Here is a 26,421-nt window from a genome sequence, read left to right as displayed (position 1 = left end):
CCGGCTGTCCGCACGCTTGCATACAGTGGCAGGACCGGCAGAAACGGCGGTGTCGACGACGACCGCCTCCGCGATCGAAGGGACGTACATGCCCATGGGTCACACGGCCACAGCCCAGGCAGGCTCCGGAGGCCTGACAGCGACCGAACACCGCCTGGCCAACGGCCTGCGCGTGGTGCTCTCCGAGGACCACCTGACCCCGGTCGCGGCGGTGTGCCTCTGGTACGACGTGGGCTCACGGCACGAGGTCAAGGGCCGTACGGGCCTGGCTCACCTTTTCGAGCACCTGATGTTCCAGGGGTCCGCCCAGGTGAAGGGCAACGGCCACTTCGAACTGGTGCAGGGCGCCGGCGGCTCGCTCAACGGCACCACCAGCTTCGAGCGGACCAACTACTTCGAGACCATGCCCGCCCACCAGCTGGAGCTCGCCCTCTGGCTGGAGGCCGACCGCATGGGCTCCCTGCTGACCGCCCTGGACGAGGAGTCCATGGAGAACCAGCGGGACGTCGTGAAGAACGAGCGCCGCCAGCGCTACGACAACGTTCCCTACGGCACCGCCTTCGAGAAGCTGACCGCCCTCGCCTACCCGGAGGGCCACCCGTACCACCACACCCCGATCGGGTCGATGGCGGACCTGGACGCGGCGACCCTGGAGGACGCCCGCCAGTTCTTCCGCACGTACTACGCGCCGAACAACGCGGTGCTGTCCGTGGTCGGCGACATCGACCCCGAGCAGACGCTCGCCTGGATCGAGAAGTACTTCGGCTCCATCCCGTCGCACGACGGCAAGCCCGCCCCCCGCGACGGCTCGCTGCCCGACGTCATCGGCGAGGAGCTGCGCGAGGTCGTCGAGGAGGAGGTCCCGGCGCGGGCGCTGATGGCCGCCTACCGGCTCCCGGAGGACGGCACGCGCGCGTGCGACGCGGCCGACCTGGCGCTCACCGTCCTCGGCGGCGGCGAGTCCTCGCGCATCTACAACCGCCTGGTGCGCCGCGACCGCACGGCCGTCGCGGCCGGGTTCGGCCTGCTGCGGCTGGCCGGGGCGCCGTCCCTGGGCTGGCTGGACGTCAAGACGTCGGGCGACGTCGAGGTGCCGGTGATCGAGGCCGCCATCGACGAGGAGCTCGCCCGGTTCGCCGAGGAGGGCCCCACCGCCGAGGAGATGGAGCGCGCCCAGGCCCAGCTGGAGCGCGAGTGGCTCGACCGGCTCGGCACGGTCGCCGGCCGCGCCGACGAACTGTGCCGCTACGCCGTGCTGTTCGGCGACCCGCAGCTCGCCCTGACCGCCGTGAGCCGGGTCCTGGAGGTGACGGCCGAGGAGGTCCAGGAGGTCGCCAAGGCGCGCCTGCGGCCCGACAACCGCGCGGTGCTCGTCTACGAGCCCGTCGCCCCGGCGGCCGGTGACGAAGCCGACGCAGCCGACGAAGCCACCGAAGCCGCCGCAGCCGGCACCGACGAGAACGAGGAGGCGGCGAAGTGACCGAGCTCGCCACGATGGAGTTCCACCCCCGGCCGCAGGCGGGCGAGGCCAAGCCCTGGGCCTTCCCGGCCCCCGAGCGCGGCGCCCTCGACAACGGCCTGACGGTGCTGCGCTGCCACCGCCCCGGCCAGCAGGTCGTCGCCGTCGAGGTGGTCCTCGACGCGCCCCTGGACGCGGAGCCGGAGGGCCTGGACGGCGTCGCCACCATCATGGCGCGCGCCTTCTCCGAGGGCACCGACAAGCACTCCGCCGAGGAGTTCGCCGCCGAGCTGGAGCGCTGTGGCGCCACCCTCGACGCGCACGCCGACCACCCCGGCGTCCGCCTCAGCCTCGAGGTGCCGGCCTCGCGGCTCCCCAAGGGGCTCGGACTGGTCGCCGACGCCCTGCGCGCGCCCGCCTTCGCCGACAGTGAGATCGAGCGGCTGGTCCGCAACCGCCTCGACGAGATCCCGCACGAGCTGGCGAACCCGTCCCGCCGCGCCGCGAAGGAGCTCGCCAAGGAGCTGTTCCCGGCGAGCGCGCGCATGTCCCGCCCGCGCCAGGGCACCGAGGAGACCGTCGCGCGCATCGACTCCGCGGCGGTGCGCGGCTTCTACGAGAAGCACGTCCGCCCGGCCACGGCGACCGCCGTGGTGGTCGGCGACCTCACCGGCGTCGACCTGGACGCGCTGCTCGCCGACACCCTGGGCGCCTGGACGGGCTCCCAGGCGCAGCCGCGGCCCGTACCGCCGGTGGTCGCGGACGACACCGGGCGCGTGGTCGTCGTGGACCGGCCCGGCGCCGTGCAGACGCAGCTGCTGATCGGCCGTACCGGCCCGGACCGGCACGACCGGGTGTGGCCCGCGCAGGTGCTCGGCACGTACTGCCTCGGCGGCACCCTGACCTCCCGTCTGGACCGCGTCCTGCGCGAGGAGAAGGGATACACCTACGGCGTACGGGCGTTCGGCCAGGTGCTCCGCTCGGCCCCTGACGGCACGGGCGCGTCTATGCTGGCCATCAGCGGCTCGGTCGACACCCCCAACACCGGCCCGGCGCTGGACGACCTGTGGACCGTGCTGCGCACGCTGGCCGCCGAGGGCCTCACCGACGAGGAGCGGGACGTCGCCGTGCAGAACCTGGTGGGCGTGGCGCCGCTCAAGTACGAGACCGCCGCGGCCGTCGCGAGCACGCTGGCCGACCAGGTCGAGCAGCACCTGCCGGACCACTACCAGGCCGACCTGTACCGGCAGTTGGCGGCGACCGGCACCGTGGAGGCCACGGCGGCGGTGGTGAACGCCTTCCCGGTGGACCGTCTGGTGACCGTGCTCGTCGGCGACGCGGCGCAGATCAAGGCGCCCGTGGAGGCGCTCGGCATCGGCGAAGTCACCGTCGTGACGGCCGAGTAGGGCCGCGGCGGGACGCACGCGCGCGGGAGCCCCGGTGACGGGTACGTCACCGGGGCTCCCTTATGCCCGAATTGGGGCGGAGGTTGCCTGTCTGCCGTGTGGGATGCGCTACAAAACCCGGGAACCGTTTGGGGATTGCGAGGCGTCCCGCTTAGTTTCATGCGGGCTGTTCGTCGGGCAGTGCGCCGCATCCGCGGCACCGGACAGTCATCGCCGAGTCCCCGTACGGCGCGAGCCAGGGGAGCCGGGGACCCACATGAAGTCCCTGGGGTGAATCGGACGCCCGCGCGTGTCGCGAGGGGGTCCGTAGGAGACCTTCCTGCTCCGAACCCGTCAGCTAACCCGGTAGGCGAGAGGGAAGGAAAGGACCAGCTTGTACATGGCGTTCACCCGCGCCACCGGGAAGCACCGTCGTCCCAGCCGCGTCCAGCGCGGCACCGCCCGCGCCGCGGGCGTCGCGGCCCTCGCGGGCACCGGCGTCGTCGGCACCCTCGCGGCCCCCGCGCTCGCCGCCGAACCGGCCTCGGCCCAGACCGGCCTGACTCCCGTCGTCACCCTGGGCGACGTGGTCGCCGACCGCATCGACGCCCAGGCCGCCGCCCAGCACGAGGCCGCCCGCGTGGCGGCTCAGGAGGCCGCGCGCAAGGCCGCCGAGGAGGCGGCCCGTGAGCGCGCGGCCGAGGAGGCCGAGAAGGCCCGTGCCGAGAAGGAGCGCGCCGCGCGTGAGGCGGAGCGCAAGCGCCTCAACACCTTCGTCTCCCCGATCCCCGGCTCGTACGTGTCGACCGCGTACCAGAGCGGCGGCGCCATCTGGTCGTCCGGCAGCCACACCGGGATCGACTTCCACGCAGCGAGCGGCACGCCCGTCCACTCCGTCGGCGTCGGCACGGTCGTCGAGGCCGGCTGGGGCGGCGCGTACGGCAATCAGGTCGTCATCAAGATGCACGACGGCACGTACACCCAGTACGCGCACCTGTCGTCGATCGCGGTGTCGGTGGGCCAGGAGGTCGCGGCCGGGGAGCAGATCGGCCTGTCCGGCGCCACCGGCAACGTCACCGGCGCCCACCTGCACTTCGAGGCGCGCATGTCCGCCGAGTACGGCTCCGACCTCGACCCGGTCGCCTACCTCCGGTCGCACGGCGTGAACATCTGAGGCGCACCCTCCCGCCTTCGGGCCCCGGCTCTCCGCGAGCCGGGGCTTTCGCCGTTTCCGAACCCGTCGGTGCGGGCGCCCCCTGTCCAAAAATTATGTATGGATTCCGGTCCGCCGTCGGAAATTGTCGTCGATTGCAATAGAGTCACGAACGGACGTCAATCGTCGACGTTTCACGGGGATTAAGCCGGAGGTCGGTCATGCGTATTCCCGCGCACTCGGTGTGCACGGCGATCCGGGACGACATCGTCGCCGGTGTCTACGAGCGCGGGAGCCGGCTCACCGAGGAACTGCTCGCCCGCCGCTACGGGGTCTCCCGCGTCCCCGTCCGCGAGGCGCTGCGCACCCTGGAGGCCGAGGGGTTCGTGGTGACCCGTCGGCACGCGGGCGCGTGCGTGGCGGAGCCCACCGAGCAGGAGGCCGCCGACCTGCTGGAGATGCGCCGGCTCCTGGAGCCCCTGGGCGCCTCCCGGGCCGCGCAGCGGCGCACCGACGCCCATCTGAAAGTGCTGCGCGGCCTGGTCAGGCTGGGGCAGGAACGCGCACGTCAGGGCAGCAGCGACGACCTCCGCTCGCTGGGCGGCTGGTTCCACGAGACGCTCGCCCAGGCCTCCGGCAGCCCGGCGCTGACGTCGATGCTGACCCAGCTCAGGCACAAGATCGCCTGGATGTACGCGGTCGACGGACCTTCCGACCCGGTCGCGTACTGGGCGGAGCACGGCGCGATCGTGGACGCCGTGGCGCGCGGCGACGGCGAGCGGGCGCGGACCCTGACGGCGCTGCACACCGAGCAGGCGGACGCCGGGCACCGGCTGCGGTTCGGCTCCGGCGCCGACCGAGCCGTCCGCACGGACCGTGTGAGGAACTCGCAACATCCCGTAAACATGACGGGCCTGCGCCATTAACACGGTTCCCGTATACAAAGAGTGCGGAAATCGCGGGGGGTTTTTCTGCTGCCCTGAAATGGGGAAGAGAAAGGCCCGCCCGGTGATCGGGGCGGGCCTTTCCGTGTCGCACGGCCGTCGCGTGCGGAATTCCGGTTCAGACGGTCTCGGGGAGTTCCTCGAGGCCCTCGGCGACCAGCTTCGCCAGACGGTCCAGGGCGGCGTCCGCGCCCTCGGCGTCGGAGGCGAGGACGATCTCCTCGCCGCCCTGGGCGCCCAGGCCCAGGACGGCCAGCATCGAGGCCGCGTTGACGGGGGTGCCCCCGGCCTTGGCGATCGTCACCGGGACGCCTGCGGCCGTGGCGGCTCGGACGAAGATGGAGGCGGGGCGGGCGTGGAGACCCTCGGCCCAGCCGACGTTGACGCGGCGCTCAGCCATGTGTTGCTGCCCTTCACTGTTCAGGGTTGTCTAGACCAGTCTTCCATATCGTGACGCGTGCCCGGAGCGGCGTCAGGGACGGCCCCCCGAGGCCGCCGGGCCGCGGCCTCGGCCCGGCGGTCGTCCACCACAGACTGCCTCGCGCCGCCGTCGGACGCGAGCCGTACTCTGGGGCCCATGCAGACCTCGTCGGACCGCCACGAGTACCCCGCCCACTGGGAGGCCGACGTGGTGCTGCGCGACGGCGGCACCGCACGCATCCGCCCCATCACCGCCGACGACGCCGAGCGCCTGGTCAGCTTCTACGAGCAGGTGTCCGACGAGTCGAAGTACTACCGCTTCTTCGCGCCCTACCCCCGGCTGTCCGCCAAGGACGTCCACCGCTTCACCCACCACGACTTCGTGGACCGGGTCGGGCTCGCGGCGACCGTCGGCGACGACTTCATCGGCACCGTGCGCTACGACCGCATCGGCGCCGGCGGCCGGCCCGCGACCGGGGCGGAGGCCGACGAGGCCGAGGTCGCCTTCCTGGTGCAGGACGCCCACCAGGGCCGGGGCGTCGCCTCGGCCCTCCTGGAGCACATCGCCGCAGTCGCCCGGGAGCGCGGCATCCGCCGGTTCGCCGCCGAGGTGCTGCCCGCCAACACCAAGATGATCAAGGTGTTCACCGACGCCGGGTACACCCAGAAGCGCAGCTTCGAGGACGGCGTGGTGCGCCTGGAGTTCGACCTGGAACCCACCGACCGCTCCCTGGCCGTGCAGTACGCGCGAGAGCAGCGCGCGGAGGCCCGCTCGGTGCAGCGGCTCCTCGCGCCCGGCGCGGTCGCCGTCATCGGCACCGGCCGCGCCCCCGGCGGCGTCGGACGCAGCATCCTGGGCAACATCCGCGACGGCGGCTTCACCGGCCGCCTCTACGCCGTCAACGGGGCGCTGCCGGAGGGACAGAAGGAACTCGACGGCGTCCCCGCCTTCCGCTCCGTGCGTGACATCGACGGGCCCGTGGACCTCGCGGTCGTCGCGGTGCCCGCCGAACGGGTCCCCGAGGTGGTCGCCGAGTGCGGCGAGCACGACGTCCAGGGCCTCGTCGTGGTCTCCGCCGGCTACGCCGAGTCCGGCCCCGGGGGCAAGGAGCGCCAGCGCGCCCTGGTCCGGCAGGCCCGCAGACACGGCATGCGGATCATCGGACCGAACTCCTTCGGCGTCATCAACACCTCGCCCGAGGTACGGCTCAACGCCTCGCTCGCCCCCGACATGCCCCGCGCCGGCCGCATCGGCCTGTTCGCCCAGTCCGGCGCCATCGGCGTCGCGCTGCTGTCCCGGCTGCACCGGCGCGGCGGCGGCGTCACCGGTGTCACCGGCCTGTCCACGTTCGTCTCCTCCGGCAACCGCGCCGACGTCTCCGGCAACGACGTCCTGCAGTACTGGTACGAGGACGCCGACACCGATGTCGCCCTGATGTACCTGGAGTCCATCGGCAACCCCCGCAAGTTCACCCGCCTCGCCCGCCGCACCGCCGCCGCCAAGCCGCTGGTCGTGGTGCAGGGCGCGCGCCACGGGGCGGGCCCGCGCGGGCACGCCGTCCGCGCGACCCAGCTGCCGCACGCCACGGTCTCCGCCCTGCTGCGCCAGGCCGGGGTGATCCGCGTCGACACCATCACCGAACTGGTCGACGCCGGCCTGCTGCTCGCCCGCCAGCCGCTGCCCGCCGGACCCCGGGTGGCGATCCTCGGCAACTCCGAGTCCCTGGGCCTGCTCACCTACGACGCCTGCCTCGCCGAGGGGCTGCGCCCGCACCCGCCGCAGGACCTCACCACCGCCGCCTCCGCGGCGGACTTCCACGCGGCGCTGTCCCGCGCCCTGGCCGACGACTCCTCCGACGCCGTCGTCGTCACCGCCATCCCCTCGGTGGGGGAGGGCTCGGTCGGCGACGCCGCCCTCGCGGAGGCGCTGCGCTCGGCCGCCGCCGAGCAGCCCACCAAGCCGGTCCTCGTGGTCCACGTCGAGCTGGGCGGCCTCGCGGAGGCCCTGTCCGCCGCGACGAGCACGGCGCCCCAGCCGGGCGCCGCCTCCGGCCCCGTCCCCACGGCCGGCGGCACACCGACGGGGGAGCGCGCGGAACCCCGGACAGGGGCGGACGAGAGCGCCGAGGCGGACGGCAGGGGCGCGCCCGCTCCCGTGCCACCCCCCGAGGGCGCCCACCCCATCCCCGCCTACCCCGCCGCCGAGCGTGCCGTGCGGGCGCTCGCGCAGGCCGTGGCGTACGGGCAGTGGCGGCGGGACGCCGTCGACCCCGGCAAGGTGCCCGAGTACGAGGACATCGACGAGCGGGGCGCCGCCGCCCTCATCGACCGGCTGCTCGCCCGCGGCCAGGGCCTCACCCTCACCACCGAGGCCACCTGCGAACTGCTCGCCGCCTACGGCGTCCACGTGCACCGCGCGCTGCCCGCGCCCACCCCGGACGCCGCCGCCGAGGCCGCCCGCACGCTCGGCTACCCGGTCGCCCTCAAGGCGACCGCCCCGCACCTCAGGCACCGCGCCGACCTGGGCGGCGTCCGCCTCGACCTCGCCGACGAGGAGCAGCTGCGCCGGGCGTACACCGAACTCACCGAGCTGTTCGGCAGCCCGCAGGAGCTGCGCCCGGTGGTGCAGCGGATGGCCCCGCGCGGGGTGGACACGGTGGTCCGCGCGGTCATCGACCCCGCGGCCGGCGCCGTGCTGTCCTTCGGGCTCGCCGGGGCCGCCTCCCAGCTGCTCGGCGACATGGCGCACCGCCTGATCCCGGTGACCGACCGGGACGCCACCTCGCTGGTCCGCTCCATCCGCACGGCCCCGCTGCTGTTCGGCTGGCGCGGCTCGGCGCCCGTCGACACCCCCGCCCTGGAGGAGCTGATGCTGCGCGTGTCGCGCCTCGTCCACGACCACCCGGAGGTGGTCGCGGTCACCCTGGAGCCGGTCGTCGTCGCCCCGCACGGCGTCAGCGTCCTGGGCGCCTCCGTACGCCTGGCGCCGCCGCCCGCCCGGGACGACCACGGGCCCCGGACCCTCCCCGCCTACTGACCCGGGGCGAGCGGTGCCTCGCAGTCGGTGGCCACCCGTAGGATGGGCCACATGGCCAAGACCAGTACGACGTCCCAGGGGCTGCGGACGGCGATCGAGCGCAGCGGCTACTACCCGGCCCTCGTGGCCGAGGCGGTGGAGGCCGCCGTGGGCGGCGAGCCCGTGCGGTCGTACCTGGTCCACCAGGAGACGACGTTCGACCAGAACGAGGTGCGGCGGCACGTGACCGTGCTCGTCCTCACCGCCAACCGCTTCATCGTCAGCCACACCGACGAGCAGGCCGCGGACAGCACGTCCCCGACCCCCTACGCCACCACGTCCACCGAGTCGGTCAAGCTCGGCCGGATCTCGTCGATCGTGGTCAGCCGCGTGGTCGCCAACCCCGAGTCGTACACACCGGGCACGCTGCCCCGCGAGATCGTGCTCACCATCGGCTGGGGCGCGGTCTCCCGCATCGACCTGGAGCCGGCCGCCTGCGGCGACCCCGACTGCGACGCCGACCACGGCTACACGGGCAGCTCGACGGCCGACGACCTGAGCCTGCGCGTCAGCGAGGCCGGCGACGGCCCGGAGACCGTGCGTCAGGCCCTCGCCTTCGCCCAGGCCCTGTCCGAGGCGACCGCGGACCTGCACTGATGGCTCACCCCCCGCCCGCCGCCCACGACCGCGGACACCTGACGTCCGGCATGTGGGACACCCACCCGGAGCCCCTGGCCGTCGGCTCCGCGCCCGTCCCGGCCTACGGCACCGGCTCCCTGGCCGACCTGCTGCCCACCCTCGCCGCCGGCCTCGGCGTCCCCGGCATGACCGCGGGCATCGGCGAACTGACCCCCGCCGACCGCAACTGCGTCTTCCTCATCGACGGACTGGGCTGGGAGCAGCTCAAGGCCCACCCGGAGGAGGCGCCGTTCATGTCGTCCCTGCTGCCCGCCTCGCGCGGCGGCACCGGACGCCCGATCACCGCCGGCTACCCGGCGACCACCGCAACCTCCCTCGCCTCCGTCGGCACCGGCCTGCCCCCGGGCGCCCACGGCCTGCCCGGCTACACCGTGCGCGACCCGGACACCGGCGAGCTGATGAACCAGCTCCGCTGGCAGCCCTGGACCTCGCCGGGCGCCTGGCAGCCGTACCCGACGGTGTTCGAGCTGGCGCACCGCGCGGGCGTGCACGCCGCCCAGGTGTCCTCCCCGACCTTCGCCAACACCCCGCTCACCAAGGTCGCGCTCAGTGGCGGCACCTTCCAGGGGCGGCTGTCCGGCGAGGACCGCATGGACGCCGCCGCCGAGCAACTGGCCGCGGCCGACCGCTCCCTGGTCTACACGTACTACGCCGAGGTCGACGGCGCCGGCCACCGGTTCGGCGTCGACTCCGACACCTGGCGCGGCCAACTCATGTACGTGGACCGTCTGGTGCAGCGTCTCGCCGAGCAACTGCCGCCGCGCAGCGCCCTCTACGTGACCGCCGACCACGGCATGGTCGACATCCCCTTCGACGAGACCCACCGCATCGACTTCGACGAGGACTGGGAGCTGAAGGCGGGCGTCGCCCTGCTCGGCGGCGAGGGCCGCGCGCGCCATGTGTACGCGGTGCCCGGCGCCGCGGGTGACGTGCTGGCCTGCTGGCGCGAGGTGCTCGGAGAGCAGTTCTGGGTCGCCTCCCGTGACGAGGCGATCGCCGCCGGCTGGTTCGGACCGGAGATCGACGGGCGGGTGTACCACCGGCTCGGCGACGTGATCGCCGCCGCGCGGGACGACGTCCTGCTCATCGCCTCCGAGCGGGAGCCCAGGGAATCGGCGATGGTCGGCAACCACGGTTCCATGACCCCCGCCGAGCAGCTGGTCCCCCTGCTCGAAGTACGCTCCTGACGCGCTCCGCCGTCCCTGACCTCTGCCGAAAGGTTCCCGACCCCCCATGTCCGAGCTGGTGTTCTTCTGCGGAACGATGGACTGCGGGAAGTCGACCCTCGCTCTGCAGATCGAGCACAACCGGTCGGCGCGCGGCCTGGTCGGCATGATCTTCACCCGTAACGACCGGGCCGGCGAGGGCAAGCTCTCCTCCCGGCTGGGCCTGGTCACGGACGCGGTGGAGGTGGAGGACGGCGCCGACCTGTACGCCCACCTCGTGGACCACCTCTCACGGGGCCGGCGCGCGGACTACGTGATCGCCGACGAGGCGCAGTTCCTGGACCCCGAGCAGATCGACCAGCTCGCGCGTGTGGTGGACGACCTGGACCTCGACGTCTACGCCTTCGGCATCACCACCGACTTCCGCTCCAAGCTGTTCCCCGGCTCCCAGCGCCTGGTCGAACTCGCCGACCGTGTCGAGGTGCTCCAGGTCGAGGCCCTGTGCTGGTGCGGGGCCCGTGCCACGCACAACGCCCGCACGGTCGGCGGCGTGATGGTCGTCGAGGGCGCCCAGGTCGTCGTCGGTGACGTGACCGGCTCCGCGGACGAGATCGGCTACGAGGTGCTGTGCCGGCGCCATCACCGGCGCCGGATGACGGCGGCGACGGCGCGGGCGGCGACGCTGGCGCCGGACGTCCTGCCGGTGTCGTCGGGCTGAGGGCGCAGCCGGGCCCTGCGGGACAGCGAGCAGTCCAAACAAGTGATCGAATCCTGCGGCTGGTTCGACTATGATCGTCGACTGGCAAGGCCGTAGCGCAGAGGTCGTCGCGCCCACGCATCAAGCTGGAGGACGTCGGTTCGAATCCGACCGGTCTTGCCGCCCTGTTCGTGGAGAAACGTCGACAGACGTCGGTCCGTCCTGGGCGGGCGGGGGCCGTACCGCCCCCGGCGGACCGGGCACCGGCGACGGACCGGTGGAGTGGTGATGACGCAGCCGACACCCGTGCGCTGCCCGGCGATCGAGCACCCGGACGTCCCGGCCGCCGATCCCGTGGGCCTGGACCCGCTGCTGGCCAGGCTCGGGTCGAACCGGGGGGTCGAGGACGACGAGACCTTCCCGCTCGGCACCCTCCGCGCGGACGGCCGGGTCGACCTGTGCAAGCAGGGACTCGGAGCGGCGGGCGCCGCCCGGCTGATGCCCGCCGCGGCAGCTTCCCCGCACGCCCGGCACCTCCTGCTCGGCACCAACGCCATCGGCGACGAAGGGGCGTCGACGGTCGCCCGCGCCCTCGCCGAAGGCCACGGAGCGCACGAGGCCCACGCACCGCACGAGGGCCACGGACCGCACGCGGGCCACGGACTGCACACCCTCTACCTCGGCTGCAACCGCATCGGCCCCGACGGCGTCACCGCCCTCGCCGACGTGCTCTCCGCCGACGACACCGTCCGCGCCCTCTGGCTCAAGCGCAACCCGGTCGGCGACGACGGCGTCACGGCCCTCGCCGCGATGCTCCGCCGCAACACGGCGCTGCGCACCCTCGACCTCGTCAACACCGGTGTCACCGCGGCGAGTCTGCGCCTCCTGCTCGACGCCCTCACCAGCCGCCCGCAGCCGGTCGAACGTCTCTTCCTCGGCGGGAACGGCCTGACCGCCGACACCGCCGGACTGCTCGCCGCGCTCGTCCGGGACGCGGGGGTGCGCGAGCTGTACCTGCCCGCCAACCACCTCGGCGACCGGGGCGCCGCCGTGCTCGCGGCAGCCGCCGCCGACTCCGCACACCCCGTACGGCTCGGCCTGGGCGGCAACGGCATCGGTCCCGCCGGAGCACGCGCCCTCGCCGACGCCCTGGGCGGCATCGAGGCGCTCGACCTCGGACGGCCCATGTCGGAACGGAGCCTCGGCGCACCCGCCAACGCCACCGGCGACGACGGCGCCCACGCCCTGGCCTCCGCACTCCCCGGCAGCCCTCTGCGCCGGCTGGAGCTGCGCCACACCGGCCTCACCGGACGCGGCGCCAAGTCCCTCCTGGCGGCCGTCCCGGACGACTCCCCGCTGGAGTACGTCGGCCTGGGCCCCGGCCTGCCCCGCAAGGTGAAGCGCTCCTTCACCCGGCGCCTGAGGCCCATGACCGCAGCCCACCCCGACCTGCGCGCGACAGGGAGCGTCTACCGGTGAGCCGCCGCACCGCAGCACCCGCGTGCTTCTCACGGGCGGAGGCGTCGAGTTGGCGCCGGATCCGCCGGTACGCCGTTCCCCGCACCATGATCGAGCGCGCGACCGAACGCCGGACGGCGGGTGACTGGAGGGGCGCCTGCGCCGCGGCCCTGGTCGACGTCGACATCGACCTTGCGGAGATCACCGAGCACTGCGGTCAGGACGTCGCCGACGCGCTGGAGGACGACCTGCGGCACCTGGTCCCCGACCTGGTGCGCTGGCACCTGCCCCGGACGCTCCACGGCTGGACCACCCTGGACACCGACCGCACCGTCGTCCTCGCCCGGTACCGGCCGGTCGGCGCCGACGAAGGTCCCCGCGCCACGCCGTACCTGCACCTCACCACGCGCGCGATGCGGCAGGGACCGCAGCGGGTCACCCTGAGCTTCGGAACGCTCGCCGACGAGGGGCCGGCCGGCGTCTTCGGCAGCACGACCGAGGACTGGCGGTACGCCCGGCACCTGTGGGACGACCGGCACACCGAGGACCTCCGCGAGCACGTCGGCGGTCCAGGACGGCTCCCCTTCTTCGACGCGGAGGGCGGACTGCTCGCCCCGGACGCGCTGCCTTCCTCGGATCCTGGAGCCGGTGACCCGGCAGCGCGGGCCGAGTGGGTGACGCTGCTGCACGAGAAGGGGGAGGCCGGGGAGGCCTTCGCCGCCGCCGGGATCGACGCCGACCTGTCGGCGCCGGAGGGCCGCCCAGGCCGGTACCGGAGCGATCCGACGGTGACCGTCGGCAGGTACGCGCTCGACCACACCCGTCTGGAGCGGGAGGTTCGCCGGCTCCGGGACGAGGGGGTCGGCGACCGCTTCCTGATCCCCGACGACTGGCGCACGCGGCTGCTGCTGGAGCCGACGGACACCGGTCTCGCGCTGAGGGTCGTGGAGCGCGCGGAGGCCCAGGGACTCCCCTTCCTGCCCGAGACGCTCTGGCGCAGACTCCCCGACCTCGACCTGCTCCGTGTGGGCGGGATCGAGCCGGAACACCTGCATCCGCTGGTCGGCGCGGCCCTGTTCCCCGGCATACGCCCCGACGGCGGTGTCGGCGGGCCGCCGGGGCCCGATGCTCCGCCGCCCGTCCGGGTGCGCTGCCGGGGCGAGTGGCACGAGGTCGGCTTCCGGCCGGGCGTCCTGCTCCGTATGCCGCACAGCGACGTGGAGCAGCAGCGCGAGCGGGCCCTGCGCGCGTTCGGCGGTGCCGTCGCCGGATGCTTCGCCGTGGAGCAGACCTGGGCGTCGGGTGACGGCCGGCTGCCGAAGGCGCTCCGCGCCCAGCGGCGCGACCTGTTCCTCCGCGCCCAGCACGGCGACACCGACGGCGTCCTCCGCCTCCTCGACATGGGCGTGGACTGCCGTGTCCGTGACGCCGCCGGCCGCTCCCTGCTGCACGTGCTGAACCTCGTCGACCACGAGCCGCTGCTGCCCCGGCTGCTCGCCGCGGGGCTCGACCTGGAGGCGAGGGACTCGCAGAACAAGACCCCGCTGTTCGTGGCGGTCGCCGAGGGCGGTTCCCGGGCCCTCGTGGAGGCGCTGCTGGACGGGGGCGCCCGGATCGACGTCGAGGACCACATGGAGCAGTCGCTGGCGCACGTGATCCGCCGATACCGGCGGGACGATCTGGCCTTTCTTCGCGAGCGCGTCCGCGAGGAGCACCCGGACGCCGGCGGCGACTGGTGGGAGGACTACCTGGACCACCGCGACGAGAACGACTAGCGCGTCGGCCCGACGGCCCCCGGCTGCCCCTCTGTCCCGCACGGCCCGAGTCCGCCCAGCACAGCGAGGAACCCGCCTTGACCACCAGCCCCGCCCCCGACCCGCTGGCCGCCGCCGACGCTCTCGTCGCCCGGCTGCGCGCACGCCGCACCGAGCCCGCCGCCAGCCCTCAGCTTCAGGCGCTGGCGCTGGCGGTGACGGCCAACCAGCCCGTCCTCCTCTGGGGCGAGCCCGGCATCGGCAAGTCGGCCGGACTGGAACAGCTCGCCGCCGGGCTCGGACTGCCGCTGGAGACGGTCATCGCGAGCGTCCACGAGCCCTCGGACTTCGCCGGGCTGCCGATCGTCGGGGACGACCCGGCGGCGACGGGCGTGCCCATGGCTCCGCCGGACTGGGCGGTCCGGCTCCGGGAGGCCGGGCACGGCCTGCTGTTCTTCGACGAGTTGTCCTCCGCGCCCCCGGCCGTGCAGGCGGCGCTGCTGCGGGTGGTCCTGGAACGCCGGGTCGGCAGCCTGGTCCTGCCCGACGCGGTGCGGATCGTCGCCGCCGCCAACCCGCCGTCGAGCGCCGCGGACGGCTGGCACCTCAGCCCGCCGCTCGCCAACCGCTTCGTCCACCTCCACTGGACCCACGACCCGGCCACGGTCGCGCGCGGCATGGCCGGAACCTGGCCGGAGGCGACGGTCCCGGTCGTCGACCCCGCCAAGGTGCCCGGCGCGGTGGCGCGGGCGCGCGGCGCCGTCTCCGGATTCCTCACCGCCCGCCCCGGCCTGGTCCACCAGCTCCCCGGCGACGCGGAGGCGCGCGGACGCTCCTGGCCGTCCCCGCGCACCTGGGAGATGGCGCTGCGGCTGCTGGCCACGGCGTACGCGACCGGCGCGGGCCGTGAGGCGACGGCCGCCGCGCTCACCGGGGCCGTCGGGGACGGCGCGGGCATCGAGCTGCTGTCGTACCTGGAACACCTGGACCTGCCCGACCCCGAGCGGGTCCTCGCCGACCCCGACGCGTTCGCGCTGCCCGACCGCGGCGACCGGCAGCTGGCCTTCCTCATCGCGATCGTCGCCGCCGTGCAGAGCGATCTCACGCGGCCCCGCTGGGAGGCCGCCTGGGCGGTGCTGGCGAAGGCGGTGGACGCGGGCGTGCCGGACGTGGCCGCCCGTGCCGCCACCGACCTCGCGGCGATGCGTCGGCTGGACTGGCCCGTACCTCCCGGCATCGACGCGTTCCTGGACCTGCTGCGGCTGTCCGGGGCCCTGCCCGGCGGCCGTTGAGGCGAGCGGGCATGACGGACCCCCGCGACGGCCTGGACCGCACCAAACTCCTCGCCGCCCGCTACCGCGCGGCGCACGACCGTCCCTATCTGGCGTCGGCGCTGTACGCCCTCGGCATCGTGGCGAGCGGCGCGGTGCCGACGATGGGCGTGGACCGGCACTGGCGCTGCTACGTCTCGCCCGCGTTCGTCGACGCGACCCCCGTCGAGGAGCTCGCGGGCGTGTGGGTCCACGAGGTGGCGCATCTGCTGCGCGACCACCACGGCCGCGCCGGACGGCTCCGCGCCGCCGACCAGCGCGACCACTACCGCGTCAACGTCGCCCAGGACTGCGAGATCAACGACGACCTCCTCGCCGACGGCCTGCGCCTGCCCGCCGGACGTGTGGAACCCAGCCTCTACGGCCTGCCGGACGGCCAGTTGTTCGAGGAGTACCTGCCGGCGCTGCCCCCGCACGTCCGGGAACACGACTGCGGCTCGGGCGCCCACGGCACCCGGGCGCCGTGGGAACTCCCGCAGGCCGACGGCCCCGACGGGGTCGGTGAGGCCGAGGCGCAGGCACTGCGCCGGCACACCGCCGAGGCGATGCGCGCCCACCTGCGCTCCCGCGGCACCCTGCCCGGCGGCTGGCGGCGCTGGGCCGAGCAGGTCCTGGAACCCAGGGTCGACTGGCGGCAGGCCCTGACCGGCGCGGTACGGGAGGCCGCCGCCTGGGCGGGAGGCGCCGTCGACTACACCTACCGCCGTCCCTCGCGCCGCACCCCGGCGCTGCGCGGTGTGGTCCTGCCGAGCCTGCGCCGTCCGCTGCCCCGGGTGGCCGTCGTCGTCGACACCTCGGGCTCGATGGGCGACGCCGAACTCGCCGCCGCGCTGGCCGAGATCGCGGGCGTCCTGCGCGAGGTCGGAGTGCGAGGCAACCGCGTCACCGTCCTCGCCTGCGACGCCGACGTGCACGCCGTGTCGCGGGTGACGTCCACCGAGCAGGTCACGCTCGGCGGCGGGGGCGGCACGGACATGCGCGTCGGCATCGACGCCGCGCTCGCGTCCCCCGACCGCCCGTCGGTCGTGATCGTCCTCACCGACGGGTTCACCCCCTGGCCCGCCGAAACCCCGTCCTGCCGCCTGATCGCGGCTCTGATCGGCGAGGGCCCGCCCGAGCCGCCGCACTGGGTGGAGACGGTGCGCGTCCCGGCCGCCTCCGTCTAACCGGCCACGTCGAGCAGCAGTTCGCTCAGCTCGACCGGCATCGTGATCATGCAGTCGTGCCCGGTGGGCAGTTCCCGTACCTGCGACGGCGTCCCGTCGGGCTGGAACGCCGGGACCGGGCGCCGGACGATGCCCTCCGGGGCCGCGCCCACGCAGTGGATGTGGGTGCGCGGGACCTGGCGCAGGGACGGGTTGGGTGTCCAGGCCCACCTCGGGGCCGAGCAGGTGCGCCTTGTCGCCGTAGCCGGTCAGCGAGGGGCGGAACACGCGGTGGCCGACGGCCTCCAGCAGCGGGGCCGTCCGGTCCCAGCACCGGGCGTCGTGCCAGGCGCCATGGACAAGCAGATAAGTCGACACAGGGGTGCCTTCCAAGAAGGGAGCATGGGGAAGAAGGCGGTTCCCTTCCGTGCCTCGGTACGCTTCGGGAACCGTCCGTTCATCGTGGTGCACCCGCCCGACCTGGGGCAACAAGGCACATTCCGGTGACCCGGTTCCCTGGAGGTAACCATGACCGCAGCCGACGGCCCGTCACCGATGCCGCACCGGCAGGACCCGTGCCGCACCAGCGACGTCCTCGGCATCGTCGGCGACAAGTGGTCCCTGCTCGTCGTCCGCAACCTCAGCCAGGGGCCGCGCCGCTTCACCGAACTGAAGCGCGCCACCACCGGCATCAGCCAGCGCATGCTCACCGTCACCCTGCGCAGCCTGGAACGCGACGGCATCCTCACCCGCACCGTGCACAACGTCATGCCGCCGCACGTCAGTTACGCGCTCACGCCGATGGGCATGACCCTGCGCGAGGCCACCGCACCCCTGCTGGAGTGGTCCACCCGCAACCTGGACGGCATCCACGCCGCCCGGGCCGCGTACGACTCACGGACGCAGACGGCTCCGCCGCCCTCCTAGTCCTCCCGCCCGCGCCGCGTGCAGTCCGACGGTGACCGACTCCGGCATCCGGTCCCGCGACGGTCGGCGCAGCCGCCCGGTCATGTGGGCGGCGAGCAGCCGGCACTCGGGGCCGCCGCCGTACCGCCGGTCCCCGGGCGTGCTCGGGGACCCGACGATGTCGTGCCAGGCCCCGTGCTGTGCCGGCACGGCAGCTGCGCCGCGTGCCGGACCGCGCGCGTCAGCGCGGCCCTCGTACCAGCGCGAACCGTGCCCCCTCCGGGTCCGCCACCGTGGCGACCCGGCCGTGCTCGGTGTCCCGGGGACCGCCGAGCACCTGGCCGCCGAGATGGAGCACCTGGTCCACCGCGTCGTCGGTGTCCGCCACCGTGAAGTACGTCGTCCAGTACGGGCCCCGGTCCCGGGGCAGCGCGTTGCCGACGCCGTGGACCCCGGTCACCGGGCGGCCGTCCAGGCGCAGCGTCACGTAGTCCAGGTCGGCGGAAACGACCGGCTCCTCGTCGTAACCGAACACGGTCCCGTAGAACTTGGCCACGTTCGTGGTCTCGAAGGTCGTCAGTTCGTTCCACGCCGGGGTGCCGGGCCGGCCGGTGACGCCCGCGACGGCCCCGTCGGCCGACTGCCAGATCCCGAAGACCGCGCCGCTCGGGTCCGAGGCGAGCGCCAGCCGTCCCGCGTCGTCGGCGTCCAGCGGCCCCACGCCCACGGTCCCGCCGCAGGAACGCACCGCCTCGGCCGTCAGGTCCACGTCGTCCGAGGCGAAGTACGGCGTCCACGCGACGGGCAGCCGCCGGTCCGGGGGCAGCACCCCGATCCCGGCCACCGCGTCGCCGTCGAGCACGGCTCGCACGTACGGACCCAGCGGCCGCGGGCCGGGCCGGAACTCCCAGCCGAACAGCGCCCCGTAGAACTGCTCGGTCGCGTCGAGTCCGCGCGCCATCAGGCTCACCCAGCAGGGGGTACCGGGCGCGTGCCGGGCGGTCCCGTCGCCGTCCGGGCGGGAGTTCCCCCGTGCGTCGGTCATCGTCACTCTCTTCTCGGCCGCCCGTACGTCGGCCGTGTCCGCTCGCCCCTGCAAGGGGCCGTCCCGTGTCCGGCCCGGCGGATCGTTCCCGCACCGCAGCCGACACCGTATGTGCCCGATCCCGTACGCCCGGTGACCGGATGTGCCCGGCCGAGCAGAGTAGCCGGACCGGGACGAGTCGGCCACCCCGTGCGCGAGGATGGTGACCATGAACGCCATCATCTCCGCATCCGAACTCGCGGACGCGCTGCGGTCGGAGCGTCCTCCGGTCCTGCTCGACGTCCGCTGGCAGCTCAGCACGGCCGCCGCGAGCGGTCAGCCGTTCGACGGCCGGGCCGCGTACGCGTCCGGCCACATCCCCGGCGCCGTCTTCGTCGACCTGGACCGCGAACTGGCGTCCGCGCCGGGCTCGCGGGGCCGCCATCCGCTGCCGGACCTGGAGGTGTTCGGCGCGGCGATGCGGCGCGCGGGCGTGTCCGCCGGGACGCCCGTGGTCGCGTACGACGGCGGCATCGGGTGGGCGGCGGCCCGCGCCTGGTGGCTGCTGCGGTGGACCGGCCACCCGGACGTGCGAGTCCTGGACGGCGGACTGCCCGCCTGGGGCGGCCCGCTGGAGACGGAGGCGCCGACGCCGGCCGAGGGCGACTTCGTGCCGAGGCCGGCGGAGGGCGCCGTGCTGGACGCGGACGGCGCGGCGGCGCTGGCGCGGTCGGGGGTGCTGCTGGACGCGCGTGCGGGGGAGCGGTACCGGGGCGAGGTGGAGCCGATCGACCCCGTCGGCGGCCACATCCCGGGCGCGCTGTCGGCGCCGACCTCCGGCAACGTGGACGCGGACGGCCGTTTCCGCCCTGCCGCGGAACTGCGCGCCCGCTTCGGCGAGCTGGGCGTGACGCCGGACGCGCCGGTCGGGGTGTACTGCGGCTCGGGCGTGTCGGCGGCGCACGAGGTGCTGGCGCTGGAGATCGCCGGTGTCCCGGCGGCTCTGTACGTCGGCTCCTGGTCGGAGTGGTCCTCGGACCCGGGGCGTCCGGTGGCGGTGGGGCCGGAGCCGCAGTAGCCGAGGTGCTCCCGCCCCGGGGCTCCGCCCCGGACCCCGCTCCTCGAGCGCCGGGGGGGGCTGAATTGGCCTCAGGCGCCGGACGGGCTGATTCCATCCCGTCCGGCGCCTGAGGACGAGGCCCGCCTGGGCCGACAAGGCGGCGGCCTGCCCCCGTAGAGGTAAGGGTTATGGGCCGGCGAGCCGGCCTACTCCTGCTTCTTGCGTCGCGTCCCGAACACGATCTCGTCCCAGCTCGGGACCGCCGCGCGGCGGCCCGGGCGGACGCCGTCCGCCTCGGCCTGGCGGTCGGTGGAGCCGATGAGACGGTCCCGGTGGCCGCCCACCGAACGAGGCATCAGCACATCCGCGTAGGCGGAGCCGGCGGACGCGGCCGGCGCGGGCGGCTCCTCCGCCTCGGGCTCGGACTCCGGTTCCTCGGCGGCCGGTTCGGTGCGCTCGGGCACCACCAGGTCGCCGCGGAAGCTCGGCACGGCCTCCAGCAGGCTGGTCAGCGAGTCGCGCTCGCCCGAGGCGGTGGCCGCGGTGGACTCCTCGGGCGGCTCGGACGCCTGCGCGGGCAGGCTGGGCCGCTCGCGGTCGGCGGGGCGGTCCAGCGGGCGGTCACGCGGCAGCCGGGCGATGCGCGGGACGAACGGGAAGCTGGGCTCGGGTGCGGCGAGATCGTCGGACTCGCCGATCAGCGAGCGCGCCTCGTCGTCGACGGCCTGGACGAGCCGCCGGGGCGGGTCGTACGTCCAGCTCGCCGAGTGCGGTTCGCCCGCGACCCGGTAGACCAGCAGGACCTCCCAGGTGCCGTCGTCGCGGCGCCAGGAGTCCCACTGCACGGTGTCCTTCTCGGCGCCGCGCAGCAGCAGCCGCTCCTGCACGGCCTCGCCCAGCGGGGGGCCGGAGTTCTCGCCGGGGCGGCGGACCGGCGTCTTGCGGGCGCGCTCGGCCATGAAGGCGCGCTCGGCGAGGACGGGGCCCTCGAAGCGCCGCACGCGGTCCACGGGGATGCCGGCCATCTGCGCGACCTCTTCCGCGGTCGCGCCCGCCCTTATACGGGCCTGGATGTCGCGGGGGCGGAGGTGGCTCTCCACCTCGATCTCGATCTGGCCGAGGCGGGGACGGTCGCCGCGCACGGCGGCGCGGAGCCGTTCGTCGATCGGAAGCGTGTACTCCGTGCTGTCCGCAGCCTTCAGCACCAGCCGTGTGCCGTCATTCGAGACGGCCACGACACGCAGTTCGGGCATGGGGACCTCCCGGGTGGTGCCTGCCGACGTCACGTGCGTCGCTGCTTCCGCTAGTCGAGTGTGGCCTGCCCGGGTGCAGCCTGCCACAACCTTGCCGAGTTGCCCGGCGTGTCGGGCGCGGGCCCTGGAACGCCGTTATGGCACGGTTACCTATTCGCAACGCTAAGTGACCAAGTGCGTCACCCTGTGCAACTAGCCCCCTCCCGGCGGTCCTCCGAGGACCCGGGCACCCTGACGGGAGTCCGGACCCAGGGCTCGCAACAGTACTCCATTTGGGCCACGTGCGTGGATTGGCACGCCGTGCGAGTTCCCGCAAGAGGTGGGACTTGGCCGTCGTTGCCCCACTCATCCGCCCCCGGACGCGCGGGACTTGTGGGGAGGTTCACGCCATCGCCGGAAACGGAGGCAATGTCTACGGCCGGGCCGCACGCCCCTGACTACGCGCCCAGAACCCGCCGCAGGTAGTCGTTGCGGAACCGCCGTTCCGGGTCCAGCCGGTCCCGCAGCGCGACGAACTCGCCGAAACGCGGATACACCCGTGAGAGGTACTCGGCGTCACGCGTGTGGATCTTCCCCCAATGGGGTCGTCCCTCGTGTGCGGTGAAGATGCGCTCGGCGGCGGTGAAGTACCGCTGGTACGGCGTCCCCTTGAACATGTGGACCGCCACATAGGCGCTCTCCCGGCCGGACGCCGTGGACAGGGTGATGTCGTCGGCCGGCGCGGTGCGCACCTCGACCGGGAAGCTCACCCGCAGCGGGGACCGGTCCACCATCGCCTTCAGCTCCCGCAGCGTGTCCACGAGCGCGTCGCGCGGCACGGCGTACTCCATCTCCACGAAGCGCACCCGGCGCGGGGAGGTGAACACCTTGTAGGGGATGTCGGTGTACGTCCGCGCGGACAGCGCCCGGCTGGAGATCTGCGCGATGGCGGGAATCGTCAGCGGGGCGGCGCGGCCCACCCAGTTGGCGACCTGGAAGACCCCGTTGGAGAGGAACTCGTCTTCGAACCAGCCGCGCAGCGGCGGCACCGGGCGCTCCGGGCCCGCGCTGCGGTTGTTGCGCTTGGTGTTGGTGTTGCCGGTGTGCGGGAACCAGTAGAACTCGAAGTGCTCGTTCTCGGCGTGCAGCGCGTCGAATTCGGCGCACACCCGGTCGAACGTCATGGGCTCCTCGCGCGCGGTGAGGAGAAAGAGCGGCTCCACCGCGAAGGTGAGGGCGGTGACGATGCCGAGGGCGCCGAGGCCGATCCGGGCGGCGGCGAAGACGTCCGGGTTCTCCTTCTCGGAGCAGGTGAGCACCGAGCCGTCGGCGGTGACCAGTTCGAGGCCCTTGATCTGGGCAGCGATGGAGGCGGAGTCACGGCCGGTGCCGTGGGTGCCGGTGCTGGTGGCGCCGGAGACCGTCTGCTCCATGATGTCGCCCATGTTGGTCAGCGACAGGCCCTCGCGGGCGAGGGCGGCGTTGAGCCGCTTCAGCGGGGTGCCCGCCTCGACGGTGACGGTGCCCGCGTCCCGGTCGATCCTCCGTATCCCCGTCAGCAGCTGAGGGTGTACCAGGAGGCCCTCGGTCGCGGCGATGGAGGTGAAGGAGTGGCCGGTCCCCACCGCCTTCACCGGCAGCCCGTCCTCGGCGGCCCGGCGCACGGCGTCGGCCAGTTCGTCGACCGAGGCCGGCGTGACCTCCCGGGCCGGCCGGACGGAGACGGTGCCTCCCCAGTTACGCCACGTGCCGTTCCTCGCGCTCGTCGTGCCGACCAACGTAGCCTCCCCGACCCGGCGCCGGCCGCTTGAGCCGGCGGTACCCGAGGAAACCGACCGCGACCGCGACGACCCCGGCTGCCGCCGGGACCCCGTACCCGGCGCGCGCCCCGGCCGCGTCGATCACCCAGCCGCCGGCGGAGGAGCCGAGGGCGATGCCGACCGCGAGCCCGGTGCTCACCCAGGTCATCCCCTCGGTGAGCTGCGCGCGAGGTACGTGCTCTTCGATGAGGGACATGGTCGTGATCATCGTGGGAGCGATGGACAGACCCGCAACGAACAGCGCCACGGCCAGAAACGGCAAGTTCCCGACCAGTAGGAGTGGGATCATACTCACGGCCATGGTGCAAACGCCGAGCAGCCACCGACGTTCGGGCGCCCCGGCGAAGTGCAGCAGCCCGAACACCAGACCGGCCACGCACGAACCCAGGGCGTACACGGCGAGCACCACGCTGGCCGCGGCCTTGTGTCCCTCCTCCTCGGCGAAGGCGACCGTCACCACGTCCACCGCGCCGAAGATCGTGCCCGTCGCCGCGAACGTCGCCACCAGGACCTGGAGACCGCGCGACCGCAGCGCCGAGCCGCCGCCCTTGCGTTCACGCGGGTGCGGCTCCGGCTCGGTGGCGCGCTGCGCGGTCAGCCAGAAGACGCCCACCGCCAGGAAGCAGGCCGCCAGCAGCGGGCCGGCCTCCGGGAACCAGGCCGTGGACAGCCCGATGGAGACGATCGGGCCGACGATGAAGCACACCTCGTCGATCACCGACTCGAACGAATAGGCGGTGTGCAGACTCGGGGTACCGCGGTACAGCGCCGCCCAGCGGGCCCGGACCATCGCGCCGAGGCTCGGCACGCAGCCGATCCCCACGCACGCGGCGAACAGCACCCACTCCGGCCAGGAGAAGTGCACGGCGAGCAGCAGCACCGTCACCGCGGACAGCGACACCAGCGTCGCCGGGCGCAGCACCCGGCGCTGCCCGTACTGGTCCACCAGACGCGACACCTGAGGGCCGACCAGCGCGGCGGACAGCGCGATGGTCGCCGAGAGGGCGCCCGCCAGCCCGTACCGGCCGGTCACCTGGGAGATCATCGTGACCACGCCGATGCCCATCATGGACAGCGGCATGCGGCCGAGGAACCCCGCGGCGGAGAAGGCCTTGCTGCCGGGGGCGGCGAACAGGGCGCGATAGGGGCTGGGCACGGGGTCTCCGGAAGATCAGTAAGGTGCTACCGCAGTCGATACAGATTACCGGCGACACCGCCCCCTTGCGCCGGTGATGTACGGCACCTTCTGCCCGCGACACTCCCGGCCCCCGTCCCCGCTGTCGGCGCCGGGTGGGAGGATCGAGACATGTCTGACGTGCTCGATGCCAGTCCCTACGACGCCCTGCTCCTGCTCTCCTTCGGCGGCCCGGAAGGCCCGGACGACGTCGTCCCGTTCCTGGAGAACGTGACGCGCGGACGGGGCATCCCCAAGGAACGCCTCAAGGAAGTCGGGCAGCACTACTTCCGGTTCGGCGGGGTCAGCCCCATCAACGACCAGAACCGCGCCCTGCTGGACGCCTTGCGCAAGGACTTCGCCGAGCACGGCCTGGACCTGCCGGTCTACTGGGGCAACCGCAACTGGGCGCCGTACCTCACCGACACCCTCCGCGAGATGGTCCGCGACGGCCGCCGCCGCATCCTCGTCCTCGCCACCAGCGCCTACGCCTCCTACTCCGGCTGCCGCCAGTACCGCGAGAACCTCGCCGACGCGCTCGCCGCCCTGGAGAAGGAGGGGCTGGAGCTGCCGAAGATCGACAAGCTGCGGCACTACTTCAACCACCCCGGTTTCGTCGAGCCCATGGTCGACGGCGTGATCCGGTCGCTCGCGGAACTCCCCGAGGACGTCCGGGACGGAGCGCACATCGCCTTCTGCACCCACTCCATCCCCACCGCCGCAGCGGACACCTCCGGCCCCGTCGAGGCCCACGGCGACGGCGGCGCGTACGTCGCGCAGCACCTGGACGTGGCACGGCTGATCGCCGACGCCGTCCGCGAGCGCACCGGCGTCGACCACCCGTGGCAGCTCGTCTACCAGTCCCGCTCCGGCGCCCCGCACATCCCGTGGCTGGAGCCCGACATCTGCGACCACCTCGAGGAGCGGAAGGCCGCCGGCGTCCCGGCGGTCGTCATGGCCCCCATCGGCTTCGTCTCGGACCACATGGAGGTCATGTACGACCTCGACACCGAGGCCACCGCCAAGGCGGAGGAGCTGGACCTGCCGGTGCGCCGCTCGGCGACCGTCGGCGACGACCCGCGGTTCGCCGCCGCCGTCCGCGAGCTGGTGCTGGAGCGCGCCGCGGCCGAGAGCGGGCGGGACGTCACCCGGTGCGCCCTGGGCGCGCTCGGCCCCAGCCACGACCTGTGCCCGGTGGGCTGCTGCCCGGCCCGCGCCCCGCGTCCCGCCGCCGCGGGCGCCGACAGCCCCTACGCCTGAGGAGCCCCGTGACCGACCCCCTGCACGCGGAACTGCTGGACCTGGCCCGGGAGGCCGCCCGGCGCGCGGGTGAACTGCTGCGCGACGGCCGCCCGGCCGACCTCGCGGTCGCCGCCACCAAGTCCAGCTCGGTCGACGTCGTCACCGAGATGGACCTCGCGGCGGAGAAGCTGATCACCGGACTGATCGCCGAGCGCCGCCCGGAGGACGGCATCCTCGGCGAGGAGGGCGCCTCCACGGCCGGCAGCAGCGGCGTCCGCTGGGTCGTCGATCCGCTCGACGGCACGGTGAACTACCTGTACGGCCTGCCCACCTGGGCCGTCTCCGTGGCGGCCGAACAGGACGGCGTGGCCGTGGCCGGCGCGGTGTTCGCCCCGATGCGCGGCGAGGAGTACCACGCGGTGCTCGGCGGCGGGGCGTGGGCCACGGGTGCGTGGGAGGGCGAGCGGCGCCTGGCCTGCCGGCCGTCGCCGCCGCTGGACCAGGCGCTGGTCTCCACCGGTTTCAACTACGTCGCCGACGTCCGCGAACAGCAGGCCGAGGTCGCCCGCCGGCTGATCCCTCTGGTGCGGGACATCCGCCGGGGCGGCTCGGCGGCGATCGACCTGTGCGACGTGGCGGCCGGCCGCCTGGACGGCTACTACGAACGCGGCCTCCACCCGTGGGACGTCGCGGCCGGCGCCCTGATAGCCCGAGAGGCGGGCGCCCTGACGACCGGCCGCCACCCGGACAGCGTCCCGTCCGGCGACCTGACGGTGGCAGCGTCTCCGGGCGTTCTGAAGCCGCTGCTGGGCCTGCTGGAGGAGTTCGGCGCGTAGGAGGCGGCTGACGCCGCCGACCACCCGGGGGGGGCACCCCCCGAGAGCGGCCGCCGGACGGTGGCCGACTTCCGGCCGGGTTCGGCCGGGCCGGACCGCGTCTGCGGTGAAGTCGGTCGATCCCGGCCCGAGGGGGCGACGGCCAGCCGGGCCGGGGGGCGTCGGCGGGAGGCACGAGCTGCCCCGCAGGCCGGGTGCCTGCGGGGCGGTTCGTGCCTCGCCGGCGGCCGGGTGACGGCTCACCGAGCCGGGGCCGAGGCGGCGAGCCTTGCTGGGGCAAGTCCCTGTGCCGCTGCCCGCAGGGACGCCGGGTGTCGTCCGCCGGCCGCGCGCCGGAGGTGTGCCCCCGCTCCTCGGCTCGGTGACGGGCGGCTCGTCCGGAGGACACGGGTGCGTGCGGCGGGCGCGTGCGGGTGAGGGCGGCGCGCCGGCGGTTCTCGCGAGGAACGGGGGCGCGCCCCGGGGGAGTGATCCCACGCCTCGGCCCGGTGACGGGGAGG

Annotated in this window: 21 protein-coding genes, 2 pseudogenes and 1 riboswitch; of the genes and pseudogenes, 17 read left to right on the top strand and 6 right to left on the bottom strand. The window is 74.2% G+C overall.

The genetic code is table 11. The features are described 5' to 3' along the window. The first annotated feature begins 88 nt into the window (after nt 1–88). The 4 genes from ELQ39_RS07430 (at nt 89) to ELQ39_RS07415 (ending at nt 4,923) form a co-directional block, all read left to right on the top strand. Nucleotides 89–1,480: a M16 family metallopeptidase gene (locus tag ELQ39_RS07430; RefSeq protein ID WP_242595562.1), complete on the top strand. Its 1,392-nt coding sequence runs from the start codon at nt 89–91 to the stop codon at nt 1,478–1,480. Next, nucleotides 1,477–2,865, top strand: coding sequence for a M16 family metallopeptidase (locus ELQ39_RS07425; RefSeq protein WP_242591442.1), 1,389 nt, complete (start codon nt 1,477–1,479; stop codon nt 2,863–2,865). The genes ELQ39_RS07430 and ELQ39_RS07425 overlap by 4 nt, the downstream gene beginning before the upstream one ends. Nucleotides 2,866–3,066: 201 nt before the next feature. Beyond that, nucleotides 3,067–3,232: riboswitch (cyclic di-AMP (ydaO/yuaA leader) on the top strand. A 12-nt stretch (nt 3,233–3,244) separates the two neighbouring features. Beyond that, nucleotides 3,245–4,018 carry a M23 family metallopeptidase gene (locus ELQ39_RS07420; RefSeq protein ID WP_242591441.1) on the top strand — a complete coding sequence of 258 codons (774 nt, stop codon included), beginning with the start codon at nt 3,245–3,247 and terminating at the stop codon, nt 4,016–4,018. Between the two features lie 200 nt (nt 4,019–4,218). Beyond that, a complete protein-coding gene (locus tag ELQ39_RS07415; RefSeq protein WP_225624993.1) occupies nt 4,219–4,923 on the top strand; it encodes a GntR family transcriptional regulator in 705 nt (234 codons plus the stop codon). 136 nt (nt 4,924–5,059) lie between these two features. On the opposite strand, the gene ELQ39_RS07410 is transcribed toward ELQ39_RS07415, so the two are convergent. Continuing rightward, nucleotides 5,060–5,341, bottom strand: coding sequence for an HPr family phosphocarrier protein (locus ELQ39_RS07410; RefSeq protein WP_006136411.1), 282 nt, complete (start codon nt 5,339–5,341; stop codon nt 5,060–5,062). A 177-nt stretch (nt 5,342–5,518) separates the two neighbouring features. On the opposite strand from ELQ39_RS07410, the gene ELQ39_RS07405 reads away from it, so the two are divergent. From ELQ39_RS07405 to ELQ39_RS07365, 9 genes and pseudogenes are all read left to right on the top strand, one after another. Beyond that, the gene (locus ELQ39_RS07405; RefSeq protein ID WP_242591440.1) at nt 5,519–8,398 is read left to right on the top strand and encodes a bifunctional acetate--CoA ligase family protein/GNAT family N-acetyltransferase; all 2,880 of its coding nucleotides are present in this window, start codon (nt 5,519–5,521) and stop codon (nt 8,396–8,398) included. A 51-nt stretch (nt 8,399–8,449) separates the two neighbouring features. Then, nucleotides 8,450–9,034, top strand: a complete 585-nt coding sequence (locus tag ELQ39_RS07400; RefSeq protein ID WP_190001039.1) for a DUF5998 family protein — start codon at nt 8,450–8,452, stop codon at nt 9,032–9,034. After that, nucleotides 9,034–10,263 carry an alkaline phosphatase family protein gene (locus ELQ39_RS07395; protein WP_242591439.1) on the top strand — a complete coding sequence of 410 codons (1,230 nt, stop codon included), beginning with the start codon at nt 9,034–9,036 and terminating at the stop codon, nt 10,261–10,263. The genes ELQ39_RS07400 and ELQ39_RS07395 overlap by 1 nt, the downstream gene beginning before the upstream one ends. A gap of 46 nt (nt 10,264–10,309) precedes the next feature. After that, the gene (locus ELQ39_RS07390) at nt 10,310–10,960 is read left to right on the top strand and encodes a thymidine kinase (RefSeq protein ID WP_190001041.1); all 651 of its coding nucleotides are present in this window, start codon (nt 10,310–10,312) and stop codon (nt 10,958–10,960) included. A gap of 86 nt (nt 10,961–11,046) precedes the next feature. After that, a pseudogene (locus tag ELQ39_RS07385) lies at nt 11,047–11,119 on the top strand. A gap of 108 nt (nt 11,120–11,227) precedes the next feature. Next, nucleotides 11,228–12,418 (top strand): gala protein, encoded by a 1,191-nt coding sequence (locus ELQ39_RS07380; protein WP_242591438.1) that lies wholly within the window; start codon nt 11,228–11,230, stop codon nt 12,416–12,418. Then, nucleotides 12,415–14,172: an ankyrin repeat domain-containing protein gene (locus ELQ39_RS07375; protein ID WP_242591437.1), complete on the top strand. Its 1,758-nt coding sequence runs from the start codon at nt 12,415–12,417 to the stop codon at nt 14,170–14,172. The genes ELQ39_RS07380 and ELQ39_RS07375 overlap by 4 nt, the downstream gene beginning before the upstream one ends. Nucleotides 14,173–14,249: 77 nt before the next feature. Then, nucleotides 14,250–15,443, top strand: coding sequence for an AAA family ATPase (locus ELQ39_RS07370; RefSeq protein WP_242591436.1), 1,194 nt, complete (start codon nt 14,250–14,252; stop codon nt 15,441–15,443). An 11-nt stretch (nt 15,444–15,454) separates the two neighbouring features. Continuing rightward, the gene (locus tag ELQ39_RS07365) at nt 15,455–16,648 is read left to right on the top strand and encodes a vWA domain-containing protein (RefSeq protein ID WP_242591435.1); all 1,194 of its coding nucleotides are present in this window, start codon (nt 15,455–15,457) and stop codon (nt 16,646–16,648) included. Here the strand turns inward: ELQ39_RS07365 and ELQ39_RS07360 are convergent. Beyond that, a pseudogene (locus tag ELQ39_RS07360) lies at nt 16,645–17,005 on the bottom strand (alpha/beta fold hydrolase). The gene ELQ39_RS07365 and the pseudogene ELQ39_RS07360 sit on opposite strands and share 4 nt — an antisense overlap. 150 nt (nt 17,006–17,155) lie before the next feature. Between ELQ39_RS07360 and ELQ39_RS07355 the strand changes: the two are divergent. Beyond that, nucleotides 17,156–17,554 carry a winged helix-turn-helix transcriptional regulator gene (locus ELQ39_RS07355; protein ID WP_242591434.1) on the top strand — a complete coding sequence of 133 codons (399 nt, stop codon included), beginning with the start codon at nt 17,156–17,158 and terminating at the stop codon, nt 17,552–17,554. 220 nt (nt 17,555–17,774) lie between these two features. Here ELQ39_RS07355 and ELQ39_RS07350 read toward each other — a convergent pair whose 3' ends face one another. Continuing rightward, the gene (locus ELQ39_RS07350) at nt 17,775–18,578 is read right to left on the bottom strand and encodes a VOC family protein (RefSeq protein ID WP_242591433.1); all 804 of its coding nucleotides are present in this window, start codon (nt 18,576–18,578) and stop codon (nt 17,775–17,777) included. 208 nt (nt 18,579–18,786) lie between these two features. Between ELQ39_RS07350 and ELQ39_RS07345 the strand changes: the two genes are divergently transcribed. Further along, complete coding sequence (locus tag ELQ39_RS07345) at nt 18,787–19,635, top strand: sulfurtransferase (RefSeq protein WP_242591432.1); 849 nt, start codon at nt 18,787–18,789, stop codon at nt 19,633–19,635. 188 nt (nt 19,636–19,823) lie between these two features. Here ELQ39_RS07345 and sepH read toward each other — a convergent pair whose 3' ends face one another. From sepH to ELQ39_RS07330, 3 genes are all read right to left on the bottom strand, one after another. Further along, on the bottom strand, nt 19,824–20,870 hold the full coding sequence (gene sepH / locus ELQ39_RS07340; protein WP_225625003.1) for a septation protein SepH: 1,047 nt from the start codon (nt 20,868–20,870) through the stop codon (nt 19,824–19,826). Nucleotides 20,871–21,307: 437 nt separating this feature from the next. Further along, nucleotides 21,308–22,627 (bottom strand): D-arabinono-1,4-lactone oxidase, encoded by a 1,320-nt coding sequence (locus ELQ39_RS07335; protein WP_242591431.1) that lies wholly within the window; start codon nt 22,625–22,627, stop codon nt 21,308–21,310. Further along, entirely contained in the window at nt 22,587–23,825 is a 1,239-nt protein-coding gene (locus ELQ39_RS07330) for an MFS transporter (protein ID WP_242591430.1), read from the bottom strand. Before ELQ39_RS07330 ends, ELQ39_RS07335 begins: the two co-directional genes overlap by 41 nt. A 150-nt stretch (nt 23,826–23,975) precedes the next feature. Between ELQ39_RS07330 and ELQ39_RS07325 the strand changes: the two genes are divergently transcribed. Further along, entirely contained in the window at nt 23,976–25,103 is a 1,128-nt protein-coding gene (locus tag ELQ39_RS07325) for a ferrochelatase (protein WP_225625005.1), read from the top strand. A gap of 8 nt (nt 25,104–25,111) precedes the next feature. After that, a complete protein-coding gene (locus ELQ39_RS07320; protein WP_190001062.1) occupies nt 25,112–25,921 on the top strand; it encodes an inositol monophosphatase family protein in 810 nt (269 codons plus the stop codon). Nucleotides 25,922–26,421: the final 500 nt, after the last annotated feature.

The sequence above is a fragment of the Streptomyces sp. GB4-14 genome, from assembly GCF_022696125.1.
In the GTDB taxonomy this organism is placed as follows: domain Bacteria; phylum Actinomycetota; class Actinomycetes; order Streptomycetales; family Streptomycetaceae; genus Streptomyces; species Streptomyces werraensis.
Note: the sequence above shows the minus strand (reverse complement) of the source record. Positions and strands in the feature narration are given on the sequence as shown.